At 71.3% G+C, this 23,016-nt stretch carries 24 protein-coding genes, 1 pseudogene and 2 riboswitches; of the genes and pseudogenes, 10 read left to right on the top strand and 15 right to left on the bottom strand.

What is annotated here, in order from left to right; all coding sequences use genetic code 11:
- Positions 1 to 77: 77 nt before the first annotated feature.
- The 3 genes from TCUR_RS18965 to TCUR_RS18955 are packed head-to-tail and all read right to left on the bottom strand — an operon-like array spanning position 78 to position 3,058.
- The gene (locus tag TCUR_RS18965; protein ID WP_012854169.1) at positions 78 to 785 is read right to left on the bottom strand and encodes an SIMPL domain-containing protein; all 708 of its coding nucleotides are present in this window, start codon (positions 783 to 785) and stop codon (positions 78 to 80) included.
- Between the two features lie 38 nt (positions 786 to 823).
- Positions 824 to 2,017 carry an amino acid deaminase/aldolase gene (locus TCUR_RS18960; protein WP_012854168.1) on the bottom strand — a complete coding sequence of 398 codons (1,194 nt, stop codon included), beginning with the start codon at positions 2,015 to 2,017 and terminating at the stop codon, positions 824 to 826.
- 60 nt (positions 2,018 to 2,077) lie between these two features.
- Complete coding sequence (locus tag TCUR_RS18955; protein ID WP_041440087.1) at positions 2,078 to 3,058, bottom strand: CE1 family esterase; 981 nt, start codon at positions 3,056 to 3,058, stop codon at positions 2,078 to 2,080.
- 226 nt (positions 3,059 to 3,284) lie between these two features.
- On the opposite strand from TCUR_RS18955, the gene purU reads away from it, so the two are divergent.
- The 5 genes from purU to TCUR_RS18935 all read left to right on the top strand — a co-directional run bounded on the left by purU (position 3,285) and on the right by TCUR_RS18935 (position 6,516).
- Positions 3,285 to 4,148, top strand: a complete 864-nt coding sequence (purU, locus tag TCUR_RS18950) for a formyltetrahydrofolate deformylase (RefSeq protein WP_012854166.1) — start codon at positions 3,285 to 3,287, stop codon at positions 4,146 to 4,148.
- A 104-nt stretch (positions 4,149 to 4,252) separates the two neighbouring features.
- Complete coding sequence (locus tag TCUR_RS18945; RefSeq protein WP_012854165.1) at positions 4,253 to 4,540, top strand: hypothetical protein; 288 nt, start codon at positions 4,253 to 4,255, stop codon at positions 4,538 to 4,540.
- A 97-nt stretch (positions 4,541 to 4,637) separates the two neighbouring features.
- Complete coding sequence (locus TCUR_RS27175; RefSeq protein WP_169313043.1) at positions 4,638 to 4,799, top strand: hypothetical protein; 162 nt, start codon at positions 4,638 to 4,640, stop codon at positions 4,797 to 4,799.
- 154 nt (positions 4,800 to 4,953) lie between these two features.
- Entirely contained in the window at positions 4,954 to 5,670 is a 717-nt protein-coding gene (gene pgeF, locus TCUR_RS18940) for a peptidoglycan editing factor PgeF (RefSeq protein WP_012854163.1), read from the top strand.
- A gap of 54 nt (positions 5,671 to 5,724) precedes the next feature.
- Positions 5,725 to 6,516: a maleylpyruvate isomerase family mycothiol-dependent enzyme gene (locus TCUR_RS18935; protein WP_012854162.1), complete on the top strand. Its 792-nt coding sequence runs from the start codon at positions 5,725 to 5,727 to the stop codon at positions 6,514 to 6,516.
- A gap of 7 nt (positions 6,517 to 6,523) precedes the next feature.
- Here TCUR_RS18935 and TCUR_RS25785 read toward each other — a convergent pair.
- The 5 genes and pseudogenes from TCUR_RS25785 to TCUR_RS18915 form a co-directional block, all read right to left on the bottom strand.
- Positions 6,524 to 6,820 (bottom strand): annotated as a pseudogene (locus TCUR_RS25785) (type II toxin-antitoxin system death-on-curing family toxin); the annotation flags it as partial.
- Between the two features lie 51 nt (positions 6,821 to 6,871).
- The gene (locus tag TCUR_RS18930) at positions 6,872 to 8,134 is read right to left on the bottom strand and encodes a serine hydroxymethyltransferase (protein ID WP_012854161.1); all 1,263 of its coding nucleotides are present in this window, start codon (positions 8,132 to 8,134) and stop codon (positions 6,872 to 6,874) included.
- A complete protein-coding gene (gcvH, locus tag TCUR_RS18925; RefSeq protein ID WP_012854160.1) occupies positions 8,134 to 8,523 on the bottom strand; it encodes a glycine cleavage system protein GcvH in 390 nt (129 codons plus the stop codon). Before gcvH ends, TCUR_RS18930 begins: the two co-directional genes overlap by 1 nt.
- Before the next feature lie 28 nt (positions 8,524 to 8,551).
- Complete coding sequence (gcvT, locus tag TCUR_RS18920; RefSeq protein ID WP_012854159.1) at positions 8,552 to 9,661, bottom strand: glycine cleavage system aminomethyltransferase GcvT; 1,110 nt, start codon at positions 9,659 to 9,661, stop codon at positions 8,552 to 8,554.
- Positions 9,662 to 9,730: 69 nt separating this feature from the next.
- Positions 9,731 to 9,819: riboswitch (glycine riboswitch) on the bottom strand.
- 4 nt (positions 9,820 to 9,823) lie between these two features.
- Positions 9,824 to 9,920, bottom strand: a riboswitch (glycine riboswitch).
- A 78-nt stretch (positions 9,921 to 9,998) separates the two neighbouring features.
- The gene (locus TCUR_RS18915) at positions 9,999 to 10,469 is read right to left on the bottom strand and encodes a TIGR00725 family protein (RefSeq protein ID WP_012854158.1); all 471 of its coding nucleotides are present in this window, start codon (positions 10,467 to 10,469) and stop codon (positions 9,999 to 10,001) included.
- Positions 10,470 to 10,593: 124 nt separating this feature from the next.
- On the opposite strand from TCUR_RS18915, the gene TCUR_RS18910 reads away from it, so the two are divergent.
- The 3 genes from TCUR_RS18910 (at position 10,594) to TCUR_RS18900 (ending at position 13,655) form a co-directional block, all read left to right on the top strand.
- Entirely contained in the window at positions 10,594 to 11,358 is a 765-nt protein-coding gene (locus TCUR_RS18910) for a FadR/GntR family transcriptional regulator (RefSeq protein WP_012854157.1), read from the top strand.
- Positions 11,359 to 11,519: 161 nt separating this feature from the next.
- Positions 11,520 to 12,839 carry a M50 family metallopeptidase gene (locus TCUR_RS18905; RefSeq protein WP_012854156.1) on the top strand — a complete coding sequence of 440 codons (1,320 nt, stop codon included), beginning with the start codon at positions 11,520 to 11,522 and terminating at the stop codon, positions 12,837 to 12,839.
- Between the two features lie 351 nt (positions 12,840 to 13,190).
- Positions 13,191 to 13,655, top strand: a complete 465-nt coding sequence (locus TCUR_RS18900; protein WP_012854154.1) for a hypothetical protein — start codon at positions 13,191 to 13,193, stop codon at positions 13,653 to 13,655.
- Positions 13,656 to 14,214: 559 nt separating this feature from the next.
- On the opposite strand, the gene TCUR_RS18895 is transcribed toward TCUR_RS18900, so the two are convergent.
- Positions 14,215 to 15,741: an AMP-binding protein gene (locus TCUR_RS18895; RefSeq protein WP_012854153.1), complete on the bottom strand. Its 1,527-nt coding sequence runs from the start codon at positions 15,739 to 15,741 to the stop codon at positions 14,215 to 14,217.
- A 121-nt stretch (positions 15,742 to 15,862) separates the two neighbouring features.
- Between TCUR_RS18895 and TCUR_RS18890 the strand changes: the two genes are divergently transcribed.
- A complete protein-coding gene (locus TCUR_RS18890; RefSeq protein WP_148233061.1) occupies positions 15,863 to 16,558 on the top strand; it encodes a 4'-phosphopantetheinyl transferase family protein in 696 nt (231 codons plus the stop codon).
- Between the two features lie 13 nt (positions 16,559 to 16,571).
- Here TCUR_RS18890 and TCUR_RS18885 read toward each other — a convergent pair whose 3' ends face one another.
- Both TCUR_RS18885 and TCUR_RS18880 read right to left on the bottom strand, forming a co-directional pair.
- A complete protein-coding gene (locus tag TCUR_RS18885) occupies positions 16,572 to 17,435 on the bottom strand; it encodes an SDR family NAD(P)-dependent oxidoreductase (protein WP_052305555.1) in 864 nt (287 codons plus the stop codon).
- Between the two features lie 24 nt (positions 17,436 to 17,459).
- Complete coding sequence (locus TCUR_RS18880) at positions 17,460 to 18,128, bottom strand: TetR/AcrR family transcriptional regulator (RefSeq protein WP_245536899.1); 669 nt, start codon at positions 18,126 to 18,128, stop codon at positions 17,460 to 17,462.
- Between the two features lie 87 nt (positions 18,129 to 18,215).
- On the opposite strand from TCUR_RS18880, the gene TCUR_RS18875 reads away from it, so the two are divergent.
- Positions 18,216 to 19,673: a flavin-containing monooxygenase gene (locus TCUR_RS18875; RefSeq protein ID WP_012854150.1), complete on the top strand. Its 1,458-nt coding sequence runs from the start codon at positions 18,216 to 18,218 to the stop codon at positions 19,671 to 19,673.
- 76 nt (positions 19,674 to 19,749) lie between these two features.
- Here TCUR_RS18875 and TCUR_RS18870 read toward each other — a convergent pair whose 3' ends face one another.
- The 4 genes from TCUR_RS18870 to TCUR_RS18855 form a co-directional block, all read right to left on the bottom strand.
- Positions 19,750 to 20,406: a TetR/AcrR family transcriptional regulator gene (locus tag TCUR_RS18870; protein ID WP_012854149.1), complete on the bottom strand. Its 657-nt coding sequence runs from the start codon at positions 20,404 to 20,406 to the stop codon at positions 19,750 to 19,752.
- Between the two features lie 153 nt (positions 20,407 to 20,559).
- Entirely contained in the window at positions 20,560 to 21,198 is a 639-nt protein-coding gene (locus TCUR_RS18865) for a TetR/AcrR family transcriptional regulator (protein ID WP_012854148.1), read from the bottom strand.
- A 78-nt stretch (positions 21,199 to 21,276) separates the two neighbouring features.
- Positions 21,277 to 22,068 (bottom strand): aggregation-promoting factor C-terminal-like domain-containing protein, encoded by a 792-nt coding sequence (locus TCUR_RS28080; protein WP_012854147.1) that lies wholly within the window; start codon positions 22,066 to 22,068, stop codon positions 21,277 to 21,279.
- A 124-nt stretch (positions 22,069 to 22,192) separates the two neighbouring features.
- Positions 22,193 to 22,711 (bottom strand): MarR family winged helix-turn-helix transcriptional regulator, encoded by a 519-nt coding sequence (locus tag TCUR_RS18855; RefSeq protein WP_012854146.1) that lies wholly within the window; start codon positions 22,709 to 22,711, stop codon positions 22,193 to 22,195.
- Positions 22,712 to 23,016: the final 305 nt, after the last annotated feature.

Below are 23,016 nucleotides of genomic sequence, written 5' to 3'. Positions count from 1 at the left end.
ATTACTTGGCGGACACCGGTGAATCGGCTCGAATGTTCATCGAAGCCTCCCGCGCCGGCCATGCCCGTCCGGGCGGCCTAACTGTCGGAGGGGGTGCGGGCGGCTCGTTCCCCACGGGTGATGAGCTGGGGTTGCGTGGCGGTGAAGCGGGCCTCCACCGCGGCCCGCACGATCTGCACGGCCGGTTCCAGGGAGATGGCCTCCGGTTCGGCGTCGGCGCTCTCCACCGCGGCGGCGTAGGCCACCGGCACCGGCTCGAAGGGTTCCGGACGTCCGTGACCGAGCCCTTCGTCGGACAGCTCCACCATTCCGGTCAGGCGGCAACCGAGCGCCTCGGCGTAGTCGTGGGCGCGCTGCACCGCCTGCCGGACGGCCTGCCGGGCGGCCTCGGCGCGGACGGGGCTGTCGGGGCGCAGCGCCCACTCGGGCCCGTCCACCCGGGTGCGTTCCAGGTCGCCGAGCCGGGTCACCAGCTCCCCGAGCACGCTCAGGTCACCGATGGTGATCTTGATCCAGACGGTGCCCTGGTAGCGGCGGATCTCGCCCTCGCGGCGCCGGCGCCGCAGCACCGGGGTGATGGTGAGCGCGCCGGTCTCCAGGCGCTCGACGGCCTCGCCGTAGGAGCGCACCAGCTCCAGGCAGCGCCGGTTGCGCTCGGTGAGCCGCTCCAGCGTCGCACGGCGGTCGTCGTCTTCGGCCTGGACGTACACCGACAGGTGGGCGATCTCGGGGTCGGCCTCCAGCACGGCCTCGCCGCGCACGCTGATGACGGGAGCGTCGCTCATGTGCCCAATCTACGCGCGCCCGCCACGGGCCGGGCCGCTCACAGGAAGGTGCGGCCCTCGCCCCGGTAGGTCGGCACGGTGGCCGTCACCGTCTCGCCCTCCACCAGGTGCAGCACGTCGAACCGCTCGCACAGCTCGCCGGCCTTGGTGTGCCGGAACCACACCCGGTCCCCGATGGCCAGCCGGTCGGCGGCCTCGCCCCGCAGCGGGGTCTGCACCTCCCCGGCGCCCTCGTTGGGGTCATAGGACAGCCCTTCGGGCAGGTAGGGCTGGGGCAGGCGGAGCCGGTCGGCCGGGCCGGAGGCCAGGTAGCCGCCGCCCAGGCAGGTCACCACGCCCGGCCTGGGCCGGCGCACCACCGGCAGGGCGAACAGTGCGGCCGGCCGGCCGCGGAAGTTGGTGTAGTAGTCGAACAGGTGCGGCTGGTAGAGCCCGGACCCGGCGGCGACCTCGGTGACCGCTCGTTCGGCGGCGGTCTTCTCCACGCTGCCGGTGCCGCCGCCGTTGACGAACTCCAGGTCCGGCCGCACCTGCCGGACGGCCCGGACGATGGCGGCGCGGCGGCGGGCCAGCTCGATGCGGGAGCGCGACTGCATGGCCCGGATCACCCCGGCCCGCAGCGGGCTGCCGGGCGGGGCGTCCCCGACCCCGGCGATCTGGGACTCGTACGCCATCAGCCCGGCCAGGTGCAGCGCGGGGTTGCGTTCGATCCGCCGGGCCAGTTCGGCGGCCTGGGCGGGGTCGTGGATCGGAGAGCGCAGCGCGCCGATGCGCACCCGGCCGCCCAGCAGGCGGTAGCCGGCGTCGATGTCGATGCACACCCGCAGCGGGGCCTTGGCCCGCGCGGCGGCCTGGCCGATGAGCTCCAGGTGCTCGGCGCAGTCGACCATCACGGTGATCACCGACAGGGCGTGCTCGTCGGCGGCCAGCTCGGCCAGGGCGGTGCGGTCGACGGTGGGGTAGGCGACCAGGATGTCGTCGCTGACCCGGTGCGCGGCGAGCCAGAGGGCCTCCGGCAGCGTGAAGGCCATGACCCCGCGGAAGCCGTCCATGGCCAGCACCTGGGTGAGCAGTTCCCGGCAGCGCACCGACTTGCTGGCCACCCGGATCGGCTTGCCGCCGGCCCGGCGCACCAGGTCGGCGGCGTTGGCGCGGAAGGCGTCCAGGTCGACGATCGCCAGGGGGGCTTCGAGCGCGGCCGTAGCGGTGTCGTACCGCTTGCGGAGGTTCATGCGGGAGGTCACCGCCGGGAGTGCAGGGGACGGGAAATTAATATGAGAACTCTTCACATTCTAGCGGCGGCGCGGATTGGCGTCGAAAAACGCCCAAATGGTGTTCTGTGCCCCCTTGGGCCAGACGTGTCCGCCGCCCTCGATCCGGCAGAGCGCCACCTCGGTGCCCGCCTCGCCCTTGCCGCTGGTACGGCAGTCCGGCCCGCCGGCCACCGTCAGGGCGCGCCGCGGCGGCGGCAGGCCGTTGACCTTGCGCCAGTAGTCCACCGCGTGCGAGACGGGCGGGAACGGCCGGGAGTCGTTGAAATCGCGCCGCCCGCCGCCGTGGTAGGGCACGTTGCGGTCGGCCGTCCCGTGCATGATCAGCACCGAGGTCGGCGCCGGGTCGCACCGCTTCATCGCCATGGCCGCCGCCACCACCCCGATCGCGGCGAACGTGCCCGGCGCCTCGCAGGCCAGCCGGTAGGCCATGCCGGCGCCGTTGGAGAAGCCGGTGGCGTACACCCGCCTGCGATCGGCCAGCCCCGCCTCGGTCAGCGTGCGCACCAGCTCGGTGACGAACCCGACGTCGTCGCTGTTCGCCAGCTTGGCCGGCCCGCAGCAGAAACCGGCGTTCCAGCTGAACATGAACCCCTCGGGGTAGGCCACCAGGACGCCCTCGCGGTCGGCCACCCGGTTGAAGCCGCTCAGCCGCTCCATCTGCGCGGCGTTGGCCGCGCCGCCGTGCATGGCCACCACCAGCGGCAGCGGTCTGGCGGGCCTGCCGTCCCGCCAGCGGCCCCCGGCGAGCCGGGGCGGCACGCGCAGGCGGTACTGGCGTCCCAGCGGCCCGCCGAAGTCCAGCTTGAGCACGTGGGTGCCGGCCTTGGTGGGGATGCCCGCCACCTTCTCGGGCACCCGCTCCGGCTTCTGCGGCGTCTTCGTCGGCGTCCCTGGCGTCCCCTGCGTCGGACGGTCGGCACCGCCCTTCGCGCCGGTCTCCGCCTCGCAGGCGGCCGTCACGAGCACGGTGGCGAGCGCGAGCAGCGCGGCCCATCGCATGCCGGCGACTCTAACCGGGATGAGCGCCATGAGAACACTCAAGCGAGAGTGATTCCGGCGAATCAGGGTGATCCGGTCGCGGCTCGGTGTGCCGAGGGAGCGCGCCGGGCCCGGCGAAACCGCAGGCCACCTGCTCAAGCGGCGCCACAGGGCTGTAATACATTGGTCACACCACGAGAAGACGGCGCCTTGCCCGTCCCGTAGTGCCAGCTCAGAAAGCCTTGACGTGAGTTCTGACTACATCCTGACGCTGTCGTGCCCGGACCGGCCCGGCATCGTCGCCGCGGTCTCCGGTCTGCTGGCCGAGCGCGGGTGCAACATCGTCGAAAGCCAGCAGTACGGCGATCCCATCACCGGCCGCTTCTTCATGCGGGTGCAGTTCACCGTCCCCGGCCCCGAGCCCGGCGCCGTCGCCGACGGGCTGCGCACCGCCCTGGCCGCGCTGGTCCCGGAGTTCGCCCTGGACTGGCGGCTGTATGACGCCTCCGTGCCCACCCGGGTGCTCATCTTGGTCTCCAAGGCCGGGCACTGCCTCAACGACCTGTTGTACCGCCGCCGCTCCGGGCAGCTGTCCACCATCGATATCGTGGCGGTCGCCTCCAACCACCCCGACCTGCGCCCGCTCACCCAGTCGTACGGGATCGACTACCACCACCTGCCGATCGGGCCGGGCGGCAAGGCCGCTCAAGAGGCCGAGATCCTGGCGCTGGTGGAGCACTACCGGGTGGACCTGGTGGTGCTCGCCCGCTACATGCAGGTGCTCTCGGACGAGATGTGCGGCAAGCTGCCGGGCCGGATCATCAACATCCACCACTCCTTCCTGCCCAGCTTCAAGGGCGCCCGGCCCTACCACCAGGCGCACGCCCGCGGCGTCAAGCTGATCGGCGCCACCGCGCACTACGTCACCCCCGAGCTGGACGAGGGGCCGATCATCGAACAGGAGGTCGCCCGGGTCGACCACACCCACAGCCCGGCCGATCTGATGGCGGTCGGCCGCGACATGGAATGCCTGGCGCTGGCCCGCGCCGTCCGCTGGCACAGCGAGCACCGCATCTTGCTCAACGGCGACAAAACCGTCGTGTTCCGCTGATCCGCCGCGCCCATGGGTGTCTTTGCCCTTCCCCGGGTGAGAAAAGGGGCATGCGAACCGGTGCCCTGAAGGAGAGGCGGAGCAAGGCTCCATGGTGGGCCGCGATGCGGGCATGGGCCGGCAGAACTGCGGCGCGCCGGGACGCCGCGGCGATCGCCGCGGCGTCCCGGCGCCTGGCGGTGGAGACGCGCAGGCTGCCGGGGGTGCGCACGGCCCGGGCCCGCGTCGCCGGAACCGCCTTCCGGCCGCGGGTGACCATGACCGTCGGCTGCGCCGAAGAAGCAGATCTGGCGGAGCTTTATACGGCGATAGAAAAAGGACCGGCCGCTCATTGCCGCGCCCTGACGAACAAGCCCGATCTGCCGATAATCATCCGATTTGAACACATTTGACGGGCGTCTGGAAAGTTCGAAAGTTCGGTGCATGATTTCGACTCCCCGGGTATATAGGGGGCGCAAGGCCACGTCGCACTTAATGGGGGGAATTGTCGTGGCGAAAAGCAATAAGGCGCAGCGGTCGAAGAGCGGCGAGCGGGCCGAGGCCATGCGGCCCGACCGGCAGGACCAGGCCGGTCAGGCCCAGGACATCATGGACGACGCCCGCAGCAAGGCCCAGCAGGCCCGGGACAAGGCCCGCGGCAAGCTGAAGTAACCGCGCGCATCCTTCAGGGCCGGTGGTGCGCCCGAGCGCGCCACCGGCCCGTCGCCCGCCGTGGGATAACCTCTCCGGCGAAGCGAAGCCGGTGGGTCTGCAGCCGGGCGGCATGGCGAAAAAGCCCGGCGCACGGGGACGGAGGGCTGGCGCGATGCGGCTGGGCGATCGGGTGCGGGCGGCCATCACCGACCGAAAGGGCGGGGTGAGCGCCCCGCCGTTCGATGAACGCAACCTCGGCGGCTCCGTCGGCGACGACCCCGAGGCGGTCCGGCGCAACCGCCACGCCACCGCCCGGGAGCTGGGACTGGACCCCGCCCGGGTGGTCTTCATGCGGCAGGTCCACAGCGCCGAGGTCCGCTATGTCACCGAGCCCTTCGGGGACGATCCGCCCGGGCTGGATGCGGTCTTCACCGACCGGCCGGGCCTGGGCCTGGCCGTCCTGGTGGCCGACTGCGCCCCCGTCCTGGTCGCCGACCCCGTCGCCGGGCTGGTCGGCGCGGCCCATTCCGGCCGGGCCGGCACCGCGCTCGGCGTCGTCCCCGCCCTGGTGGAGGCGATGAGCGCGCGCGGCGCGGACCCGGCCCAGATGACGGCGCTGATCGGCCCGGCCGCCTGCGGGCTGTGCTATGAGGTCCCCGCCGAGCTGCGCGAGGAGGTCGCCGCCGCGGTCCCGCAGGCCCGCGCCACCACCCGCCGCGGCACGCCCGCCCTGGACCTGCGCGCCGGCATCGAGGCCCAGCTCAAGGCCGCCGGGGTCGCCGACGTCCGGCACGATGCGCGCTGCACCCTGGAGTCCCCGGAGCTGTACTCCTACCGCAGGGAGGGCCGCACCGGCCGGTTCGCCGGCTACATCTGGCTGGAGAACTGAAGGGTTGCCTGAAGCAACCTTCTCGTGAGACCCTCCCATGCCATGAGAGAGGACATGGCTCAAAGCGTGGCGGCCTGGGAGCAGACCCTGCGCTCGACGCTCGCGCTGACCGGTGAACTGCAGCCCTCCGACTACGACCGGCCCACCGACTGCCCCGGCTGGACGGTCAAGGATGTCCTCTCCCACCTGATCGGCGTGGAACGCATGATGCTCGGCGAGCCCCAGCCCGACCACCGCCTGCCCGAGCACCTGCCGCACGTGCGCAACGACTTCGGCCGCATGCTGGAGATCGACGTGGACGTGCGCCGCCCGCTGCCGCCGGAGAAGGTCGTCGCCGAGCTGGCCGAGGTGCTGGACCGGCGGCTGGCCCAGCTGCCCGGCATGGACCCCGACCAGGAGGTCATCCTGCCCACCGGCAAGCCGGGCCCGTACGTGCAGTTCATCCGGATCCGCGCCTTCGACTGCTACACCCACGAACAGGACATCCGCCGCGCGGTGGGCCGCTCCGGCAACCTCGACGCCCCCGCCGCCCGCCTCACCCGCGACCACCTCCTGTCCGGCCTGCCGTACGTGCTGGCCAAGAGGGCCGGCGCCCGCCCCGGCCAGTCCCTCAGGCTGGAGGTCACCGGCCCCATCGCCTTCACCCGCTATGCGGCGGTGGGGGAAAGCGGCCGCGCCGCCGAGGTCGATCCGCTCACCGACCCGACCGCCTCGCTGCGCATGGACTGGGAGACCTACCTGCTGCTGTCCACCGGCCGCCGCACCCCCGACCAGGTCACCGTCACCGTCTCCGGCGACACCACGCTGGCCACCCGCGTCCTGGCCGGCATGAACATCACGCCCTGACGGCCGTTCACCGCCCGGGATCGTAGGGGACCACTCGTAGCGACGCCGCGATGTCCTTGATCTCGATCTGAGAGCACGCGGTGGCGACGCGGAGCACGAGGTCGAACGCCTCGTCCTCGGTCAGGCCGGAGGCATGCCCGTTCGCGACCGGCAGGATCTCCGCGGCCGCCCAGGCCGTTCGCTTGTTGCCATCGACGAACGGATGGTTGCAGATGATCGAGTGAAGCGGCGCGGCGGCTTTTTCCTCCAGCGTCGGATATGCCGCGACACCGAACGCGATCGTCTGCGATTTCGGAAGGCCGCACGTGGTCCCGCAACCGGGCGCATCCCGGCTGCGGGACCACGGCGGGGCCGGTCACAGCTCCGGGTACAGCGGGTGCGCCTCGGCCAGGGCGCGGACCCGGGCCGACAGCGCGGGGATGTCGGGGTCGGGCTGCAGGGTCAGCGCGATGATGTCGGCGACCTCGGCGAAGTCGTCGGCGGAAAAGCCCCGGGTGGCCAGGGCGGGGGTGCCGATCCGCAGGCCCGAGGTGACCATCGGCGGGCGCGGGTCGCCCGGCACCGCGTTGCGGTTGACCGTGATGCCCACCGAGTGCAGCAGGTTCTCGGCGTCCCGGCCGGTCAGCTCCGACTCCACCAGGTCCACCAGCACCAGGTGCACGTCCGTGCCGCCGGTGAGCACCTTCACCCCGGCCTTGGCGCAGTCGGCGGCCAGCAGCCGCTCGGCCAGGATCTTGGCGCCCTCCAGGGTGCGGGCCTGCCGCTCGCGGAACTCCTCGGAGGCGGCGATCTTCAGCGCCACCGCCTTGGCCGCGATCACATGCTCCAGCGGGCCGCCCTGCATGCCCGGGAACACCGCCGAGTTGATCTTCTTGGCGTACTGCTCGCGGCACAGGATCAGCCCGCCGCGCGGCCCGCCCAGCGTCTTGTGGGTGGTGGTGGTGACCACGTCGGCGTGCGGCACCGGCGAGGGGTGCAGCCCGGCCGCCACCAGCCCGGCGAAGTGCGCCATGTCCACCATCAGCAGCGCGCCCACCGAGTCGGCGATGCGCCGGAAGGCGGCGAAGTCCAGCTGCCGCGGGTAGGCCGACCAGCCCGCCACGATCATCTTGGGCCGGTGCTCCCGGGCCAGGCGCTCCACCTCGTCCATGTCCACCCGGCCGTCCTCGGTGCGCACGTGGTAGGGGACGAAGTTGAGCGTCTTGCCGGAGTAGTTGAGCCGCATCCCGTGCGTCAGGTGACCGCCGTGCGCCAGGTCCAGGCCCAGCACGGTGTCACCGGGCTCCAGCAGCGCGAAGTACACCGCGGTGTTGGCCTGGGCGCCCGAGTGCGGCTGCACGTTGGCGTGCTCGGCGCCGAACAGCGCCTTGGCCCGGTCGATCGCCAGCTGCTCGGTCACGTCCACGTGCTCGCAGCCGCCGTAGTAGCGCCGCCCGGGGTACCCCTCGGCGTACTTGTTGGTCAGCACCGAGCCCTGCGCCTGGAGCACCGCCACCGGGGCGAAGTTCTCCGAGGCGATCATCTCCAGGGTGGACTGCTGGCGGTGCAGCTCGGCCCGGACGGCCTCGGCGACCTCCGGATCCACCTCCGCCAGCGAGTCGTGCAGGCCGAAGCTCATCAGGACTCCTCGATCAGTTTGGCGTAGGACTCGGCGTCCAGCAGGTCGGTGGGCTCCTCCTCCACCCGGACCTTGAGGATCCAGCCCTCGCCGTAGGGGTCGTCGTTGATCACCTTGGGCTCGTCGATCACCGCCTGGTTGATCGCGGTGATCTCGCCGGTCACCGGGGAGTAGATGTCGCTGACCGACTTGGTCGACTCCACCTCCCCGCAGGGCTCCCCGGCCTCCACCGTCTCGCCCTCGTTGCGGTGCAGCTCCAGATAGACGATCTCACCCAGCGCGTCGGCGGCGTGCGCGGTGATGCCGATGGTCACCACCCCGTCCTCGTTGCCGAGCCCGGCCACCCACTCGTGCTCCTCGCTGTAACGGAGCTGCTCTGGAACGCTCACGATTGCTCTCTCTCCCGGATACGCGCCTTCAGGACGTCTCAGAACGCTTGTAGAACGGCAGATCGACCACGTCGACCCGCTCCCGCCTGCCGCGGACGTCGACGGCCAGCTCGGCCCCGACGGCCCCGCGATCGACGTAGGCCATCGCGATCGGCCTGCCCAGCGTGGGCGACGGCGCGCCGCTGGTCACCACGCCGCACACGGCGCCGTCGTCGGCCCGCACCACCTGGTACCCCTTGCGGGGCGCCCGGCGTCCGCGCGCCACCAACCCCACGAGCCTACGGCCCGCGGGGGTGTCGGCGTAGGCGGCCAGTGCCTTCTTGCCCACGAAATCACCGGGCTTGTCCAGCTTGACCACCCGGCCCAGTCCCGCCTCGTACGGCGTCGTCTCGGCGGTCAGCTCGTTGCCGTACAGCGGCATGCCCGCCTCCAGCCGCAGCGTGTCCCGGGCCGCCAGCCCGGCCGGCAGCACGCCCTCGGCCCCGGCCAGCTCCCGCCACAGCCGGACGGCGTCGCCGGCGGCCACGAACAGCTCGAAACCGTCCTCGCCGGTGTAGCCGGTGCGCGCGATCAGCGCCGGCACGCCGGCGACGGCGCCCTCGGCCCAGGCGTAGTACTTCACCTCCGCCAGCGGGACATCGGTGAAGCGCGACAGGATCCGCTGCGAGTGCGGCCCCTGCAGCGCGATCAGGGCGTAGTCGTCGGAGCGGTCGGCGACCTCGGCCTGGAAGGAGGCGGCGCGCTCGGTCAGCGCCCGATGCACCGTCGCCACGTTGGCGGCGTTGGCGACCACCAGGAAGCGGTCGTCGGCCAGCCGGTAGACGATCAGGTCGTCCAGCACCCCGCCGTCCGGCGCGCACAGCATGGTGTAGCGGGCCCGGCCGACCTTCACCGTCGACAGCCGGCCGACCAGCGCGTAGTCCAGCGCCTGGGCGGCCTGCGGGCCCTGGACGAAGATCTCCCCCATGTGGGACAGGTCGAACAGGCCGGCCGCGGTGCGCACCGCACGGTGCTCGGCGGTCTCGCCGCCGTACCGCAGCGGCATCAGGAAACCGGCGAAGTCGACGATGGTGGCGCCGAGTTCACGGTGGACGTCATACAGCGGCGTCTTCTTGGCGGTGGTGTTGTCGGCAGACACGGGTCGGCTCCTTGTCACGGTGCGCTGGTCTCATGTTCCCACCCGCACCAGGTGTGGACGGTGCCTCCCCCTCTGTCTCGGCGCCTGAGAGATTCACGCCCCACGGCCCGGGACGCTTTCACCTTCGGCGGGGGACGTGCGTCCCCTCTTTCCAGAGGTCGCCTGTCCCGCGCGGTCCGTGGGCCTGAGAGGTTCCGGGGAGGGGTTGCTCCTTCGGCGTCCCCCGCCGGCTGCGAGGGCACTCTCCCGCACGGGGTCGACGGCTGGGCCTCAGGCTAGCAGCCCGCCCCCATGGGCACGGGAGCGGAGCAGAGCGCGCTTTCCGTCACAGGGGCGGTCAGGCGGCGGGCCAGGCCGACTCGACCGCCTCGGCCGGGGTGGCGGCATGCCGCACTCCCGGCACCGGGCCGCCCGCGGCGTCGATCACCCGCCAGCCGCCCAGCGCCACGACCGGGGTGCCGCGCCGCATGGCGTGGGCCAGCTCCGACAGCGTCCCCCACGAACCGCCCACCACGATCACCGCGTCGGCGGAGTTGACGAGCACCGCGTTGCGGGCCTGCCCCAGCCCGGTGGGGACCACCACCGTCAGATCCGGGCAGGCGCCTTGCCGGTCGGCGCCCGACAGCAGACCCACCACCGTGCCGCCGGCCGCGCGCGCCCCGGCGGCGGCCGCCGCCATCACCCCGCCGTAGCCGCCGCACAGCACCACCGCGCCCCGTTCGGCCAGCAGCCGGCCCACCTGGCGGGCCCACCGCTCCTCCCGCGGCGAGCACTCGCCCGGCCCGCACACCGCGATCTGCACCGCCACGCGGGCCAGGGTAGCCGCCGCCGCGCGCGGCGGCGGGCCCGGGCGGGAGCGGCGACGATGGGCGAGCGGCCGATCGAGCGGTAACGTTGCCCCGGACGGCCTCAACCAGCACCGAAGGGCGGTAATGCTGAGCGAGATCGACGATCAGGCACACGGTTCGCCGCAGGAGCCTCCCAGCGACCCGCTCGCCGCGGTGCTCCGCCCCGTCCGGGCCGGCAACGCCTTCGAAGAGACCGTCGAGCGGCTTTTGCAGATCATCAAGCTCGGAGTGGTGGCGCACGGCGAGCGGCTGCCCCCGGAGCGGGAGCTGGCGCCCCGGCTCGGCGTCAGCCGCGTCACCCTCCGGGAGGCGATCCGCGCGCTCCAGCAGGAGGGGTATGTGGAGTCCCGCCGGGGCCGTTCCGGCGGCACCTTCGTGATCTACCGCACGCCCCGTCCGCAGAGCGGGGATCTGGCCCGCGTCGCCGAGGGGCAGGTCGAAAAGCTCACCGACGCCCTCACCTACCGGATGGCGGTCGAGACCGGCGCCGCCCAGCTGCTGGCCGACATGCGGCTGAACGAGACGCAGACGGCCCGGCTGCGGCGGGCGCTGGAGGAGGCCAACAACGCCGACGAGGCCGACTACCGGCGGCTGGACGCCCGCTTCCACCTCACCATCGCCGAGCTGACCGGCTCCACCCTGCTGTCGGCCGCCTGCGCCGACGCCCGGATGCGGGTCACCGACCTGCTGAACGCCATCCCGGTGCTCAAGCGCAACATCGAGCACTCGGCCCAGCAGCACGAGGCCATCGTGGCGGCGATCTTGGAGGGCGACCCGGAGGCGGCCCGGATCGCGGTCGTCGAGCACCTGGAGGGCACCGCCGCCCTGCTGCGCGGTTTCCTCACCTGAGTTCTCCGCGCGGCCTTCCCGGCGGGTTTCCCCACCCCCGTCGCATGCAGGACGGTCGCCGCGGCGCCCATGAGGGCGGCCGGAAGCGGGCATCTCGCCAGGGGGTTCGTCCGTATGACATGACATACGCTTGTCCCCATTGCGGATAACCCGGAGGGCACATGGAATCGCTGATCGTGCTGGGCGGCGCCTTGCTGTTCTTCTTGCTGCTCATGCTGTCGATCGCGCTGCACGAACTGGGGCACTTCAGTTTCGCCAAGCTCTTCGGCGTCCGCACCACCCAGTTCATGGTCGGGTTCGGGCCCACTTTGTGGTCGGTCCGCAAGGGGGAGACCGAGTACGGGATCAAGTGGCTGCCCCTCGGCGGCTACATCCGGATGATCGGCATGCTGCCGCCCCGCAAGGGCGACGTCGTCGGGCCGGACGGGACCATCCGGGTGCGCTCCATGCGCACCGGACCGTTCCAGGGGCTGATCGACTCCGCCCGCGGCGCGGCGCTGGAGGAGGTCGGGCCGGGCGATGAGAACCGGGTCTTCTACGCCAAGAAGTGGTGGCAGAAGCTGCTGATCATGTTCGCCGGGCCGGCCATGAACATCCTGCTGGCGGTGGTGTTCTTCGCCATCTTGATCATGGGGTTCGGGGTGGAGCGGCCGCAGCCGGTGATCAGCTCGGTCTCCAAGTGCGTCATCCCCGCCGCCGAGGCCGGCCGCGAGTGCCGTCCCGACGAGCCGCTGACCCCCGCCGCGCAGGTGGGCCTGCGGCCCGGTGACCGCTTCATCTCCTACGACGGCAAGGAGATCTCCGACTACACCGAGCTGCAGAAGCTGATCCGCGACTCCGGCGGGCGCACCGTGCAGGTCGTCGTGGAGGGCGCCGACGGCGTCCGCCGCACCCTGCAGGTGCCGGTCACCACCAACCGGCTGCGCTCCCTGGACGACCCCGACAAGATCGAGACGGTCGGCTTTTTGGGCATCTCCCCGCTGGTGGAGCGGGAGCGGCTGGGGCCGGGCGCGGTGGCCGCCCACATGGGCGAGATGACCGAGCGCACCGTGGTGGCGCTGGCGCTGCTGCCGCAGCGGATGGTGGACGTGTGGCACGCCGCCTTCGGCGGGCAGGAACGCGACCCCGAGGGCCCGATCGGGGTGGTGGGCGCCAGCCGGATCGGCGGTGAGATCATCGCCTCCGAGCACCCCACCACCGACAAGATCGCCTGGTTCATCTCGGTGCTGGCCGCGGTCAACTTCGGCGTCGGCGCCTTCAACCTGATCCCGCTGCTGCCGCTGGACGGCGGTCACATCGCCGGTGCCCTCTGGGAGGCGGTCAAGCGCGGTTTCGCCAGGCTGCTGCGCCGTCCCGACCCCGGCTATGTGGACGTCGCCAAGGCCCTGCCGCTCACCTACATGATGGCCTTGGTCATGCTGTTCATGGGCGCCCTGCTCATCTACGCCGACCTGGTCAACCCCATCCACTTCTCCGGCTGAGCCACCGGCCTGGTCAGGGCTGCGGGCTTTGCCTAGCCTTCGGAGGGGAGCAGCAGCGCGGGAGGGGTGAGAGTGGGCCTGCCACGGCCGCCGGGGGGCTTCGACCGGATCTACTCGCCTCCAGAGCCTCCGGATACGGCACACCGGTCGAGGCTGGTGACCCTGCCGGCGGTCGTGGGAGTGGCCGCGGCCGCGGTGGCGGTGGTGTAGTGGCTGCTGCCGCTGGGCGGCGACGAGGAGGGCTCCGCGTCCGGGCCGAGTGGGGGAGCGTCGGCGTCGCGTCCGCCGGCCGCGGCCACCAAGGCGGCGGGCGGCCCGGTCTACACCGCGTTGCCGCCGGCCTGCCGGACGGTGTCGGAGGCGACGGTCGAGCGGCTGGTGCCGGGGGCCGAGCGGACCTCCAGCGGCAACAACACCTTCGGCTACTGCGGGTACGGCCCCTCCTCCGGCCGGGGCGCGGAGCGCTGGCTGGAGATCGACAGCCGGCTCTACTCGGCCACCGGCGCGATCACGCCGGTGGACAGCGCCCGCCGGCACTTCGACATCAAGTGGCGGCTGGCCCGCCAGGTCACCGAGGAGCGGACGGTGACGCTGGAGGAGCAGCCCGGGCTGGGGGACCAGGCCTACCGCTGGTTCCGGGTGGACCGGAGCCGGCCGCTGGCCATCGGGGAGGTCGCGGTGCGCAGCGGCAATGTGGTGATAACGGTGCGCTACACCGAGCGGACGGATGGCGGGACCCCCTCGGCCCGGCAGCGGCAAAGGTCTCTGGAGGAGGCCGCCGCGGTGGCCCGGGAAGTGCTGCGGAACCTCCGTTAAGGCATTTGTTCCCGCGGACCGGCGGAACCTGGCATGACACCGATGAAGCGCCTTTAGAATATTGCGGTAAATGCGGGTGTAAGCCCATTCACGGGGGGTATCGTTCGGCATCGGGCACGGGCGGAGGGGAGGCTCGTGCCCGGGAGGAGGAGACACAGAAGGTGGCCGCGCGACCGGGTGGGGTGTCCTGGGTCTGATCCCGGGGCGCCTCGGCAGAGAAAGTACAACACGGCGGCAGGGCCGCCGGTCGATGCACCGACCGGCGGCCCTCGCTTTATTGCACTTGGTGCCATTGCGCGCCCGTCTTCTCCGGGGCGTTCGGCCCGCTCGCAGACGTCATGCGCCGGATGAGGGCGAGCCTTGTCGTGACATCTCCGGCACGCACGGTGAGAAAGTCATGTCGGGGTCGTGTGAAATGGTGATCGCTGCATATCTCCTGGGGCAGGAGATGAGGATTTTTCAAGATTTTCGAACGGCTTTGCCCTCGCTTATCGTCGTGACGACGAATTACCCAGAGTGAAAAGGGTTTCCGCAGAATCGGGTTCTGCCGGCAGCGGCGTCAGATCCGCCGCCCCGCGCCGGCCCAGTAGGGGTCGCGCAGCTTGCGCTTGAACAGCTTGCCGGTCTCCTCCCGCGGCAGCGACTGCTCGAAGACCACCACTTTGGGCACCTTGTAGCCGGCCATGCCCGCCCGCACGTGCTCGCGCACCCGCTCGGCCGTCAGCCCGGCCGCCGGATCGGCCACGATGTGCGCGGCCAGCGCCTCGCCCATCTCCGCGTCGGGGATGCCGAACACCGCCGCGTCCTGCACGCCCTCCAGCTTCAGCAGATGGGCCTCGATCTCGGCCGGGTAGATGTTGACCCCGCCGGAGATCACCATGTCGCCGGCCCGGTCGCACAGGAACAGGTAACCGTCCTCGGTCAGGTACCCCATGTCGCCGACCGTCAGGTACCCGTCGCGCTCGATGCCGCGCCGCTTGGCGTCATCGCCGATGTAGGTGAAGTCGGGCCAGAACGACGGCGGCTTGAGGTAGACCTCGCCCACCTGCCCGGCGGGCAGCTCCCTGCCCTCAGAGTCCAGGATCTTCACGTCGCAGTCCCACACGGCGCGGCCCACGGTGCCGGGGTGGGCCAGCCACTGCTGCGAGTCGCTGGCGGTGATGATGCCGGTCTCGGTGCCGCCGTAGTACTCGCGCAGGATCGGCCCCCACCAGTCGATCATGGCCTGCTTGACGTCCACCGGGCACGGCGCGGCGGCGTGCACCACCGCCTTCAGCGACGACAGGTCATAGCTCTTGCGCACCTTCTCCGGCAGCCGCAGCAGGCGGATGAACATGGTCGGCACCATCTGGATGTGCTCGATGCGGTTGCGCTCGATGGTGCGCAGCAGGCCCTCGGGGTCGAACTTCGGCATGATCGTCAGATCGATGCCCAGCCTGCTCGCCAGCAGCGCGTGCACGTTCGGGGCGCTGTGGTACAGCGGCGCGGGGACCAGCGTGCGCATCTCGGGCGACAGCCCGAAGACCTCCAAGATCCCCATGGCCATCTTGACCGTGTCCTCGGGGGAGTGCGGCTTGCGGCGGACCCCCTTGGGCCTGCCGGTGGTGCCGGAGGTGTAGATGACGCTCGGCGGCGCCTGGGCGGCCGGCTCCCGCCAGGGCTCGTTGGACTCGATCAGCGCCTCCAGCGTCGGATGGCGCCGGGTCACCCCGTTGGGCGGCAGCCCGTAGGCGGCGGTCACCTCGTCGGGCACCCGCACCTCGACCAGCCCGACGTCCTCCGGCAGCACCTCCTCCACCTTCGGCACCAGATCGGTGTGCGCGAACACCACCTTGGCGCCGCTGTCGCCGAACAGGTGCGCCAGCTCTTCGCCCCGCCAGTGCCAGTTGACCGGGACGGGCAGCGCTCCCAGCAGTTGCGCGGCCTCGGTGACCTCCAGGAAGGCCGGCTCGTTGCGGAGCATGACGGCGACCCGGTCGCCCGAGCCCACGCCGAGATCCGCCAGCCCCGTGGCGATCCGCGCCGCGCGGGCCCGCAGCTCCTCATAGGCCCGCTTGCGCTCGCCGAAACGTACGCCCGTCGTCATGCCGTGACCCCTGCCGTTGTGTGTGCCCGCCCGACCGATCGGTCGGTGTCCGGCCTTCAAGGTCACCGCTATAAGACTGACAGTCAAGAGCCTTTCGTCCCGGTACGTGTACCTTGGCCCCGTGCTGGAGTGTCAGGTGTGGTGGGCGAGGCTGACCGATGTGCGGCCTTGGCACACCGAGCTGCTCAACGAGGTCGAACGGGGCCGCCGCGAGCGTTACCTGCGCCCGGACGACCGGGACCGGTTCACCCTGGGCGCCGCCGTCACCCGGCTGGCGGCCGGGGAGCTGCTGGGCGTGCCGCCCGAGCGGGTGCCGCTGGACCGCACCTGCTCGGGGTGCGGCGCCCCCCACGGACGTCCGGTGATCGAGGGCGGGCCCCACCTGTCGGTGTCGCACTCGGGGGAGCGGGTGGTGGTCGCCCTCAGCGGCGGCGGCCCGGTCGGCGTGGACGTCGAGGAGCTGTCGGACCGGCTGACCGACGAGATCGCCGCCCAGGTGCTCGACCCCGAGGAGGCCGCCGACCTGCGCGGGCTGGGGCCGCAGGCCCGCCGCCGCGGCCTGCTGGAGTACTGGACCCGCAAGGAGGCGGTGGTGAAGGCCACCGGCGACGGGCTGCGCGTGCCGCTGGCCGACCTTCGGGTGTCGGCTCCCGACGAGCACCCCCGCCTGCGGGACTGGCAGGGCCGTGCCGGCATGGCCTCCCGGATCACCATGCACGCCCTGGAACCGGGGCCCGGCTATGCCGCCTGCCTGGCCCTCATCGACCAGCCGGACGCCCGCGTCCATGAGCGGGACGCCGCCTCACTGCTGGCCTGAGCCCGTTTGGGGGTCACCGGACCCGGGGCGTGGGCATGGGGACCCGGGCCAGCAGGCGCAGGGCGCGCGGGGACAGCCGGGACAGGCCGCGTAGCAGGTGGCCTTCGAAGTTGACCGGCACCACCGCCTTGTTCTTGACGATCGCCTCGACGATGCGCTCGGCGACCTTCTCCGGCGGGTAGCGCCGCAGGCGCAGGCCGCGCCGCCCCAGCTCGCGCAGGCGCTCGGCCTGCGGGGCGGACACCCCGACGATGGTGGCGTTGTCGATGATCGAGGTCTCGGCGAAGCCGGGGCAGACGGCGGTGACCCCGATGCGCGCCCCGGCCAGCTCGGCGCGCAGGCACTCGCTGAGCATCAGCACCGCGGCCTTGGTGGTGCAGTAGGCCGGCATGGCCCGGCTGGGCGCATAGGCGGCGGCCGAGGCGATGTTGACGATGTGGCCGCCCTTGTCGGGCGTGACCGGCAGCGCCCGGACGCGCTCTGCCATCTGCGCCCCGAACAGCCGGGAGCCGTGGATCACCCCCCACAGGTTGACCCCGAGGATCCGCTCCCAGTCGGCCACGCCGGTCTCCAGGAACGGGCCGCTGATCGCGATGCCGGCGTTGTTGACCACGATGTCGGGCACCCGGTGACCGGCCCGCACGTCGGCGGCGAACTTCTCCATCGCCGCCGCGTCCGCCACGTCCACCCGGTAGGCGGTGGCCGCCGGGCCTTGCGCGCCGGCCAGCGCGGCGGTGCGCTCGGCGGCCTCGCCGTCGATGTCGGCGGCGATCACGGTGGCGCCGCGCCCGGCCAGCGCCAGCGCGGTGGCCCGGCCGATGCCGCTGCCGGCTCCGGTGACCACGGCCAGCGCACCGTCGAACGGGGCTACGGGCATGGCGACCTCCGGGTGCGGTGTCTTTCAGTCCGCGGGGCTTTCCGATCTTGGCACGCCGGGGACGGCCGTGGGGAGGGAGGCGTGCTCCGGCAGGTGGTGCTTCATGGCGTTCCAGGTGAAGTCGGCCATGTAGGCGGCGGCGTCGCGGGCGGTCACCTGCGGGTGGCGCAGCCGCCACACCGCCAGCCGCTCGCAGGCGCCGATGATGATCTCGGTGTAGGCGTCCACCGCCTGCGGCGGCATGTTCGGCGCCAGCGCGGCGATGATCGGCGCGATCAGCCCGCTCTGCTGGCGGCGGGCCTGTTCCAGGGCCTCCCCGGTGGCCGGCGGGCCGACCATCGGCTCCTGCAGCAGCATCGCGAACGAGTGGCTGTGGGAGTCCATGAACTCGAAATAGGCGAGCATGCCGCGCCAGACCATCTCCTGCGGGGTGTCCGCCTCGGCCATGGCCCGGCTGGTCACCTCATACAGCTCGGCCTTGGCGCGGTCGATCGCCGCCATCAGCAGGCCGTCCTTGGAGCCGAAGTACTCATACAGCATCGGCTTGGACACGCCGCAGCGCTCGGCGATCTCGTCCATGGAGGCGGCGCGGTAGCCGCGTTCGGCGAAAACCTGCTCGGCCACGTCGAGCATCTGACGCTTGCGCTCGGCCCGCGACATCCGTCGCCGGGTCCGGGACGTGGCACCACTCACGGCGAAACCCTATCCGATCCGGCCCTACCGCCAGTAATCTACTGGTGGTAACTTACTCCGAGTAGGTTATCGGGAAGGGCGGGCAGTATGAGCGAAAACCCCTCGGTCGTCATCGTCGGCTCCGGATTCGCCGGCCTGGGCATGGCGATCCAGCTGATCAAGGCCGGGTTCCACGACTTTGTGATCTTGGAGAAGGACAAGGAGCTGGGCGGCACCTGGCGCGACAACACCTACCCCGGCTGCGCCTGTGACGTGCCCTCGCACATGTACTCCTACTCCTTTGAACTCAACCCGCGCTGGTCGCGGCTGTTCGCGCCGCAGCAGGAGATCTGGGACTACATGCGGGATGTGGCCGCCAAGTACGGCCTGGAGAAGTACCTGCGCTATGACAGCCGGGTCGACGCCCTGGAGTATGACGACCAGGCCCGCCGCTGGGACGTGATCGTCGCCGACGGCCGCCGCTACCGGCCCCGGGCGGTGATCTACGGCATCGGCGCGCTGCACGTGCCCTCCTACCCCGACCTGCCCGGTCTGCCGAAGTTCCAGGGCAAGACCTTCCACTCCGCCGAGTGGGACCACGACTACGACCTGACCGGCAAGCGGGTGGCGGTGATCGGCACCGGCGCCTCGGCGATCCAGTTCGTCCCCCAGGTCGCCAAGAAGGCCTCTCAGCTGTACGTCTTCCAGCGCACCGCCCCGTGGATCCAGCCCAAGCCCGACGTGGCCATCCCCAAGTCGGCCCAGTGGCTCTTTGAGCACGTGCCCGGCACCGCCCGCGTCTTCCGCGACGCCCTCTTTTGGATCCTGGAGGGACGCGCCCTGGGGTTCGCCCTCGACCCCCGCCTGATGGCACCGCTGGAGCACAGCGCCCGCTCCCACCTCAAGCGGCAGATCCCCGACCCCGAGCTGCGCCGCAAGCTCACCCCGAACTACCGGATCGGCTGCAAGCGCATCCTGCTGTCCAACGACTACTACCCGACCTTCAACCTGCCCCACGTGGAGCTGGTGACCGAGGGCATCGGCGAGGTCACCGAGAACGCCATCGTCACCGGCGACGGCCGGGAGCTGGAGGTGGACTGCATCATCTACGGCACCGGCTTCAAGGTCGTCGAGACGCTGGCCTCCCAGCACATCGTGGGCCGGAACGGGCTGAAGATCCAGGAGGCCTGGGCCGACGGCGCCGAGGCCTACCACGGGGTCACCATCCCCGGCTTCCCCAACTTCTTCATGCTCATGGGCCCCAACACCGGGCTGGGCCACCACTCGATGATCTTCATGATGGAGGCCCAGTTCCAGCACATCCTGGGCTGCCTGCGGCTGATCCAGCGCCAGGGCGGGGACACCATCGAGGTCACCCGCCGGGCGCTGCGCCGCTACAACGACCGGATGCACCGGCGGCTGCGCAAGGGCGTGTGGAACGAGGGCGGCTGCCAGAGCTGGTACCTGGACGAGAACGGCGTCAACCGCACCCTGTGGCCGGGCTTCGCCTTCGAGTACTGGGCGGGCACCCGCCGGGTCAAGGCCTCTGACTACGTGGTGAGCTGACCCATCGTGCCCGGGGACCGCGACGGGTCCCCGGGCACGGACGGCATGGGCGTGCAGAAAGCCCCCGTGCGTTCCCTCAGTCGTCTTCCTTCGCCGCCACGAACAACGGCGTGATGCCGGCGATGAGCCGGCGGATGATCGGACGCTGCTGCTCGGGGGTGCGGCCGCGCATGTCCAGCACCGGGTCCAGCCCGTCGTAATAGGGCGCCAGCGCCAGGAACGGCAGCGTCATCAGCAGCAGCGAGGCCAGGATGTCCAGGTCGGCGTCCGGGCGGATGTCGCCGCGCTCCTTCCACAGCTCCAGCACCGGGTGGATGACCTGCAGGTAATGCTGGTTGGCGGTGTCGCGCACCACCGCCCGCACATTGTTGTCCAGCTCGAAGTTGGTGGCCGCGGTGACTCCCCGCTCCAGGGGATGGTCGGCCATGTACTCGGTCCACTCGCAAAAGGCGTCGAACAGCCACTCGTCGACGGGCTGGTCGAGGTCGATCGCGGCGATCCGGCGCTCCATCTCCTCCCGGATCCGCCGGGAGGTCTCGTCGCAGACGTAGGCGAAGAACTCCAGCTTGTCGGTGAAGTACTGAAACAGGGAGCCCTTGGCGATGCCCGCCTCACGGGCGATGGTGTTGAGGCTGCCGGTCGAGTAGCCGTTCTCCCCGAATTCCCGCATGGCCGCGTGCAGCACCCGATTGCGCTTGGCGACGTCCAGCCGGAACCAGGTGGAGGTGGGCATTGACAGTTCGCTTTCCGTCAGAGCGTTATGGCCTGGCGGTTAGGTTAGCGGGTTCCGGCCGGACGGCGCGTATGCGCGTCTTTACGAAGCGGCAGGTGGATTCCGGTCGGTGAGGCCTATTCCGGCCACTGCTTCCGGCCGCCGCCCGGCCGGTCAGTCGGCCGACCCGCCGGCCAGCCGGATGAGGATCCGGCACACCTCCTCGACGATCTCGTTGGCCGCCTCCTCGCTCTCGGCCGTCGCGATCTCCCGGCCGGCCTCCCCGATCACGGTGGTCAGCACCAGGCTGAGCACCTGGCGGCGGCGTCCGCCCCGCTCTTCGCCATCGCCGTTGAGGCCGCGCAGCAGCTTGGTGTTCTGCGCCACCCACTGCCGGGCCCGGCTGCGGCGCATCAGCGCAAACCCCGACGGCCCCTCGCCCTCATGGAACAGGTGCGCCACGTCCCGCTGCTCCCAGCACACCCGCAGATAGGCGCGGGCCCCGGCGATGAAGAGCGCTATCGGGTCCTTCTCACCGCGCTTACGGGCCTGGGCGACCGCGCGCGTGGCCCCCTCCTCCTGTGCGCGGTTGTAGTGCTCCCACAGCGCCATGAAGAGGCCGGCCTTGCCGCCGTAGTGGTGGTAGAGGCTGCCGACGCTGATCCCGGACCGCTCGACGATCTCGGCGATCCCGGCGTCGTGGTAGCCGCGGTCGGCGAAGACCTCCTGAGCGGCCTGGAGCAGAGCCTGCCGGGTGGCGTCGGCCCGTGCCCACTGCCGTCCGCTGCCTCCTTCATGGCCGTTGGTCCCCATGACCTCATGGTCTCACCGCCTCCCGGTGGCACGTCCGGGGACCTGAGCGGGCGGGGGCGCCCGGCCGGAGACCTCGGCTCAGTACCAGTGGTTGGCCTGCCAGAACTGCCAGGCCTTGCAGGGGTTGCCGTAGCGGGCCTTGATGTAGCCGAGCCCCCAGGCGATCTGGGTGGGGGAGCTGGTGCGCCAGTCGGCACCCGCCGAGGCGAGCTTCTCGGCGGGCAGCGCCTGCGGGATGCCGTAGGCGCCGCTATAGGGGTTGCGCGCCCGCTCGTTCCAGTTGCTCTCGCGCTCCCAGAGGTTCTCCAGCGACGGCCAGCACTCCTCCCAGCCCTTCAGCTTGTTCATCAGCTTGCCGTAGGCCTTGTTCTGGGCGGCGGAGGGGTTGATGGCGCGCAGCTTCTCGGCCTGCTTGGCCGCCTCGATCTTGTCGCGGTTCTTGCGGTACCACTCGGCGCGCTCGCGGGCCTTGCGCTCTTCCTCCAGCTGCTGCAAGTGGGCGCGGCGCTTGGCCTGGGCGATGGCGTCGGCGGCGACCGCGTCCATGTCCGTACGGGTCAGCAGCGCCACCAGCTCGTTGGTGGACAGGTCGAGCTCGGCCGCCAGCGCCGGCGGCTTGGGTTCGGAGGGATTGAGGGAGGTGATGTTGAGCGCGACCGCCAGCAGCCCGGCGATGGCCGCCAGCGTGATGGTGACGTTGCTGGTGAGGACGCGCCGGACCAGCCGCAGCCGCCGGCGTTTGCGGCGCCGGCCGGACCGTCCGGCCGGAGGAAGCGGGGGATGCGGCGGGCGCGGCGGACGGTGCGCCGCCCCGGGCCGGGGTGCGGGCCGCCGCGGCGGATCGGGAATTCGGCCTGGACTATGTCGCATGGGGATGGACCGCCCTGCCTTTGACCGGTGGACTGCTCGCCGTTTAACGATACGCATTGTGACGTGTGCTCGGTTCGGCCGGGCGAAAAGTGACGCAGAGTGTTGTGACGACCAGTCCGGGGGCTCAGAAATCGGTGTCGCCCACCGCCGCCCGCACCTCCTGCAGCGCCTCGAACAGCTTCCGGTAGCGCCCGGTCAGCTCGCCCAGCGGCCCTTCGGCGGCGTCGTCCTGGAGCGCGGCGTTGGCCTGCCGCACCCGTTCCAGCCCCGACCCGGTGAGGCGCACCAGGGTGGCCCGGCGGTCGTGCGGGTGGCGCTCGCGGGTCACCAGCCCGGCCCGCTCCAGCTGATCGACGGTGAGCGTGACGGTGGTCGGATGGATCATCAGGTACCGGCTGAGGGTGCCCAGCCGGGCCCGTTCCCCCTTGATCAACGACAGGGTGGTCAGCAGGAAGTAACCGGTCCGGCTGAGCTCGAAGGGCTTGAGCCGGTCGTCCAGGGCGCGGCTGACGATCTGGTGCAGCCGGCTGAGGGACCCGGTGGCCAGGAAGGGCCACGGGTCGCCGGGTAGGGTCTGCTCGGCCCAGCGCGCCCGGGTGACGGCGAGCGGGTCGAGGCGGGGCATGCGGCCGGGTTCCGGCATGGGGGCTCAAAAAGGTCGCGGCGGGCAGAGGGGCTTCCATATCCGGTCTCGCCCCCATGTCATTGCTGTGACCAGCGCAAATGCGGAGCGAGCCGGAGAAGTGCACACCCGGCGAATCCTAGTGAATGAGACAGCGGAAGGTAAGTACTCGCTTTTTAGAACATGTTCTAATAGAGTGCTGCAGATCACAGGGTGGGTTAGGAGCGACACGTGTGACCTTCAACCCTTCCGTGATCCAACCGACCTCGGTCGGCACCACCGGAGCAGGCCGTCCAGCCAGGGCGGTCACATCGGATGGGCACCGC

Origin of the sequence: Thermomonospora curvata DSM 43183, from assembly GCF_000024385.1 — a bacterium.
Classification (GTDB): Bacteria; Actinomycetota; Actinomycetes; order Streptosporangiales; family Streptosporangiaceae; genus Thermomonospora; species Thermomonospora curvata.
Note: the sequence above shows the minus strand (reverse complement) of the source record. Positions and strands in the feature narration are given on the sequence as shown.

Excerpts from the sequence above, each read along its gene's own strand:
- TCUR_RS18965 (WP_012854169.1), bottom strand. The coding sequence starts at position 785 with ATGAGCGACGCTCCCGTCATCAGCGTGCGCGGCGAGGCCGTGCTGGAG.
- TCUR_RS18875 (WP_012854150.1), top strand. The coding sequence starts at position 18,216 with ATGAGCGAAAACCCCTCGGTCGTCATCGTCGGCTCCGGATTCGCCGGC.
- TCUR_RS18945 (WP_012854165.1), top strand. The coding sequence starts at position 4,253 with ATGCGGGCATGGGCCGGCAGAACTGCGGCGCGCCGGGACGCCGCGGCG.
- TCUR_RS18930 (WP_012854161.1), bottom strand. The coding sequence starts at position 8,134 with ATGAGCTTCGGCCTGCACGACTCGCTGGCGGAGGTGGATCCGGAGGTC.
- TCUR_RS18910 (WP_012854157.1), top strand. The coding sequence starts at position 10,594 with ATGCTGAGCGAGATCGACGATCAGGCACACGGTTCGCCGCAGGAGCCT.
- TCUR_RS28080 (WP_012854147.1), bottom strand. The coding sequence starts at position 22,068 with ATGCGACATAGTCCAGGCCGAATTCCCGATCCGCCGCGGCGGCCCGCA.
- TCUR_RS18870 (WP_012854149.1), bottom strand. The coding sequence starts at position 20,406 with ATGCCCACCTCCACCTGGTTCCGGCTGGACGTCGCCAAGCGCAATCGG.
- pgeF (WP_012854163.1), top strand. The coding sequence starts at position 4,954 with ATGCGGCTGGGCGATCGGGTGCGGGCGGCCATCACCGACCGAAAGGGC.
- TCUR_RS18885 (WP_052305555.1), bottom strand. The coding sequence starts at position 17,435 with ATGCCCGTAGCCCCGTTCGACGGTGCGCTGGCCGTGGTCACCGGAGCC.
- TCUR_RS18865 (WP_012854148.1), bottom strand. The coding sequence starts at position 21,198 with ATGGGGACCAACGGCCATGAAGGAGGCAGCGGACGGCAGTGGGCACGG.
- TCUR_RS18855 (WP_012854146.1), bottom strand. The coding sequence starts at position 22,711 with ATGCCGGAACCCGGCCGCATGCCCCGCCTCGACCCGCTCGCCGTCACC.
- TCUR_RS18960 (WP_012854168.1), bottom strand. The coding sequence starts at position 2,017 with ATGAACCTCCGCAAGCGGTACGACACCGCTACGGCCGCGCTCGAAGCC.
- TCUR_RS18935 (WP_012854162.1), top strand. The coding sequence starts at position 5,725 with ATGGCTCAAAGCGTGGCGGCCTGGGAGCAGACCCTGCGCTCGACGCTC.
- TCUR_RS18955 (WP_041440087.1), bottom strand. The coding sequence starts at position 3,058 with ATGCGATGGGCCGCGCTGCTCGCGCTCGCCACCGTGCTCGTGACGGCC.
- TCUR_RS18895 (WP_012854153.1), bottom strand. The coding sequence starts at position 15,741 with ATGACGACGGGCGTACGTTTCGGCGAGCGCAAGCGGGCCTATGAGGAG.
- TCUR_RS18905 (WP_012854156.1), top strand. The coding sequence starts at position 11,520 with ATGGAATCGCTGATCGTGCTGGGCGGCGCCTTGCTGTTCTTCTTGCTG.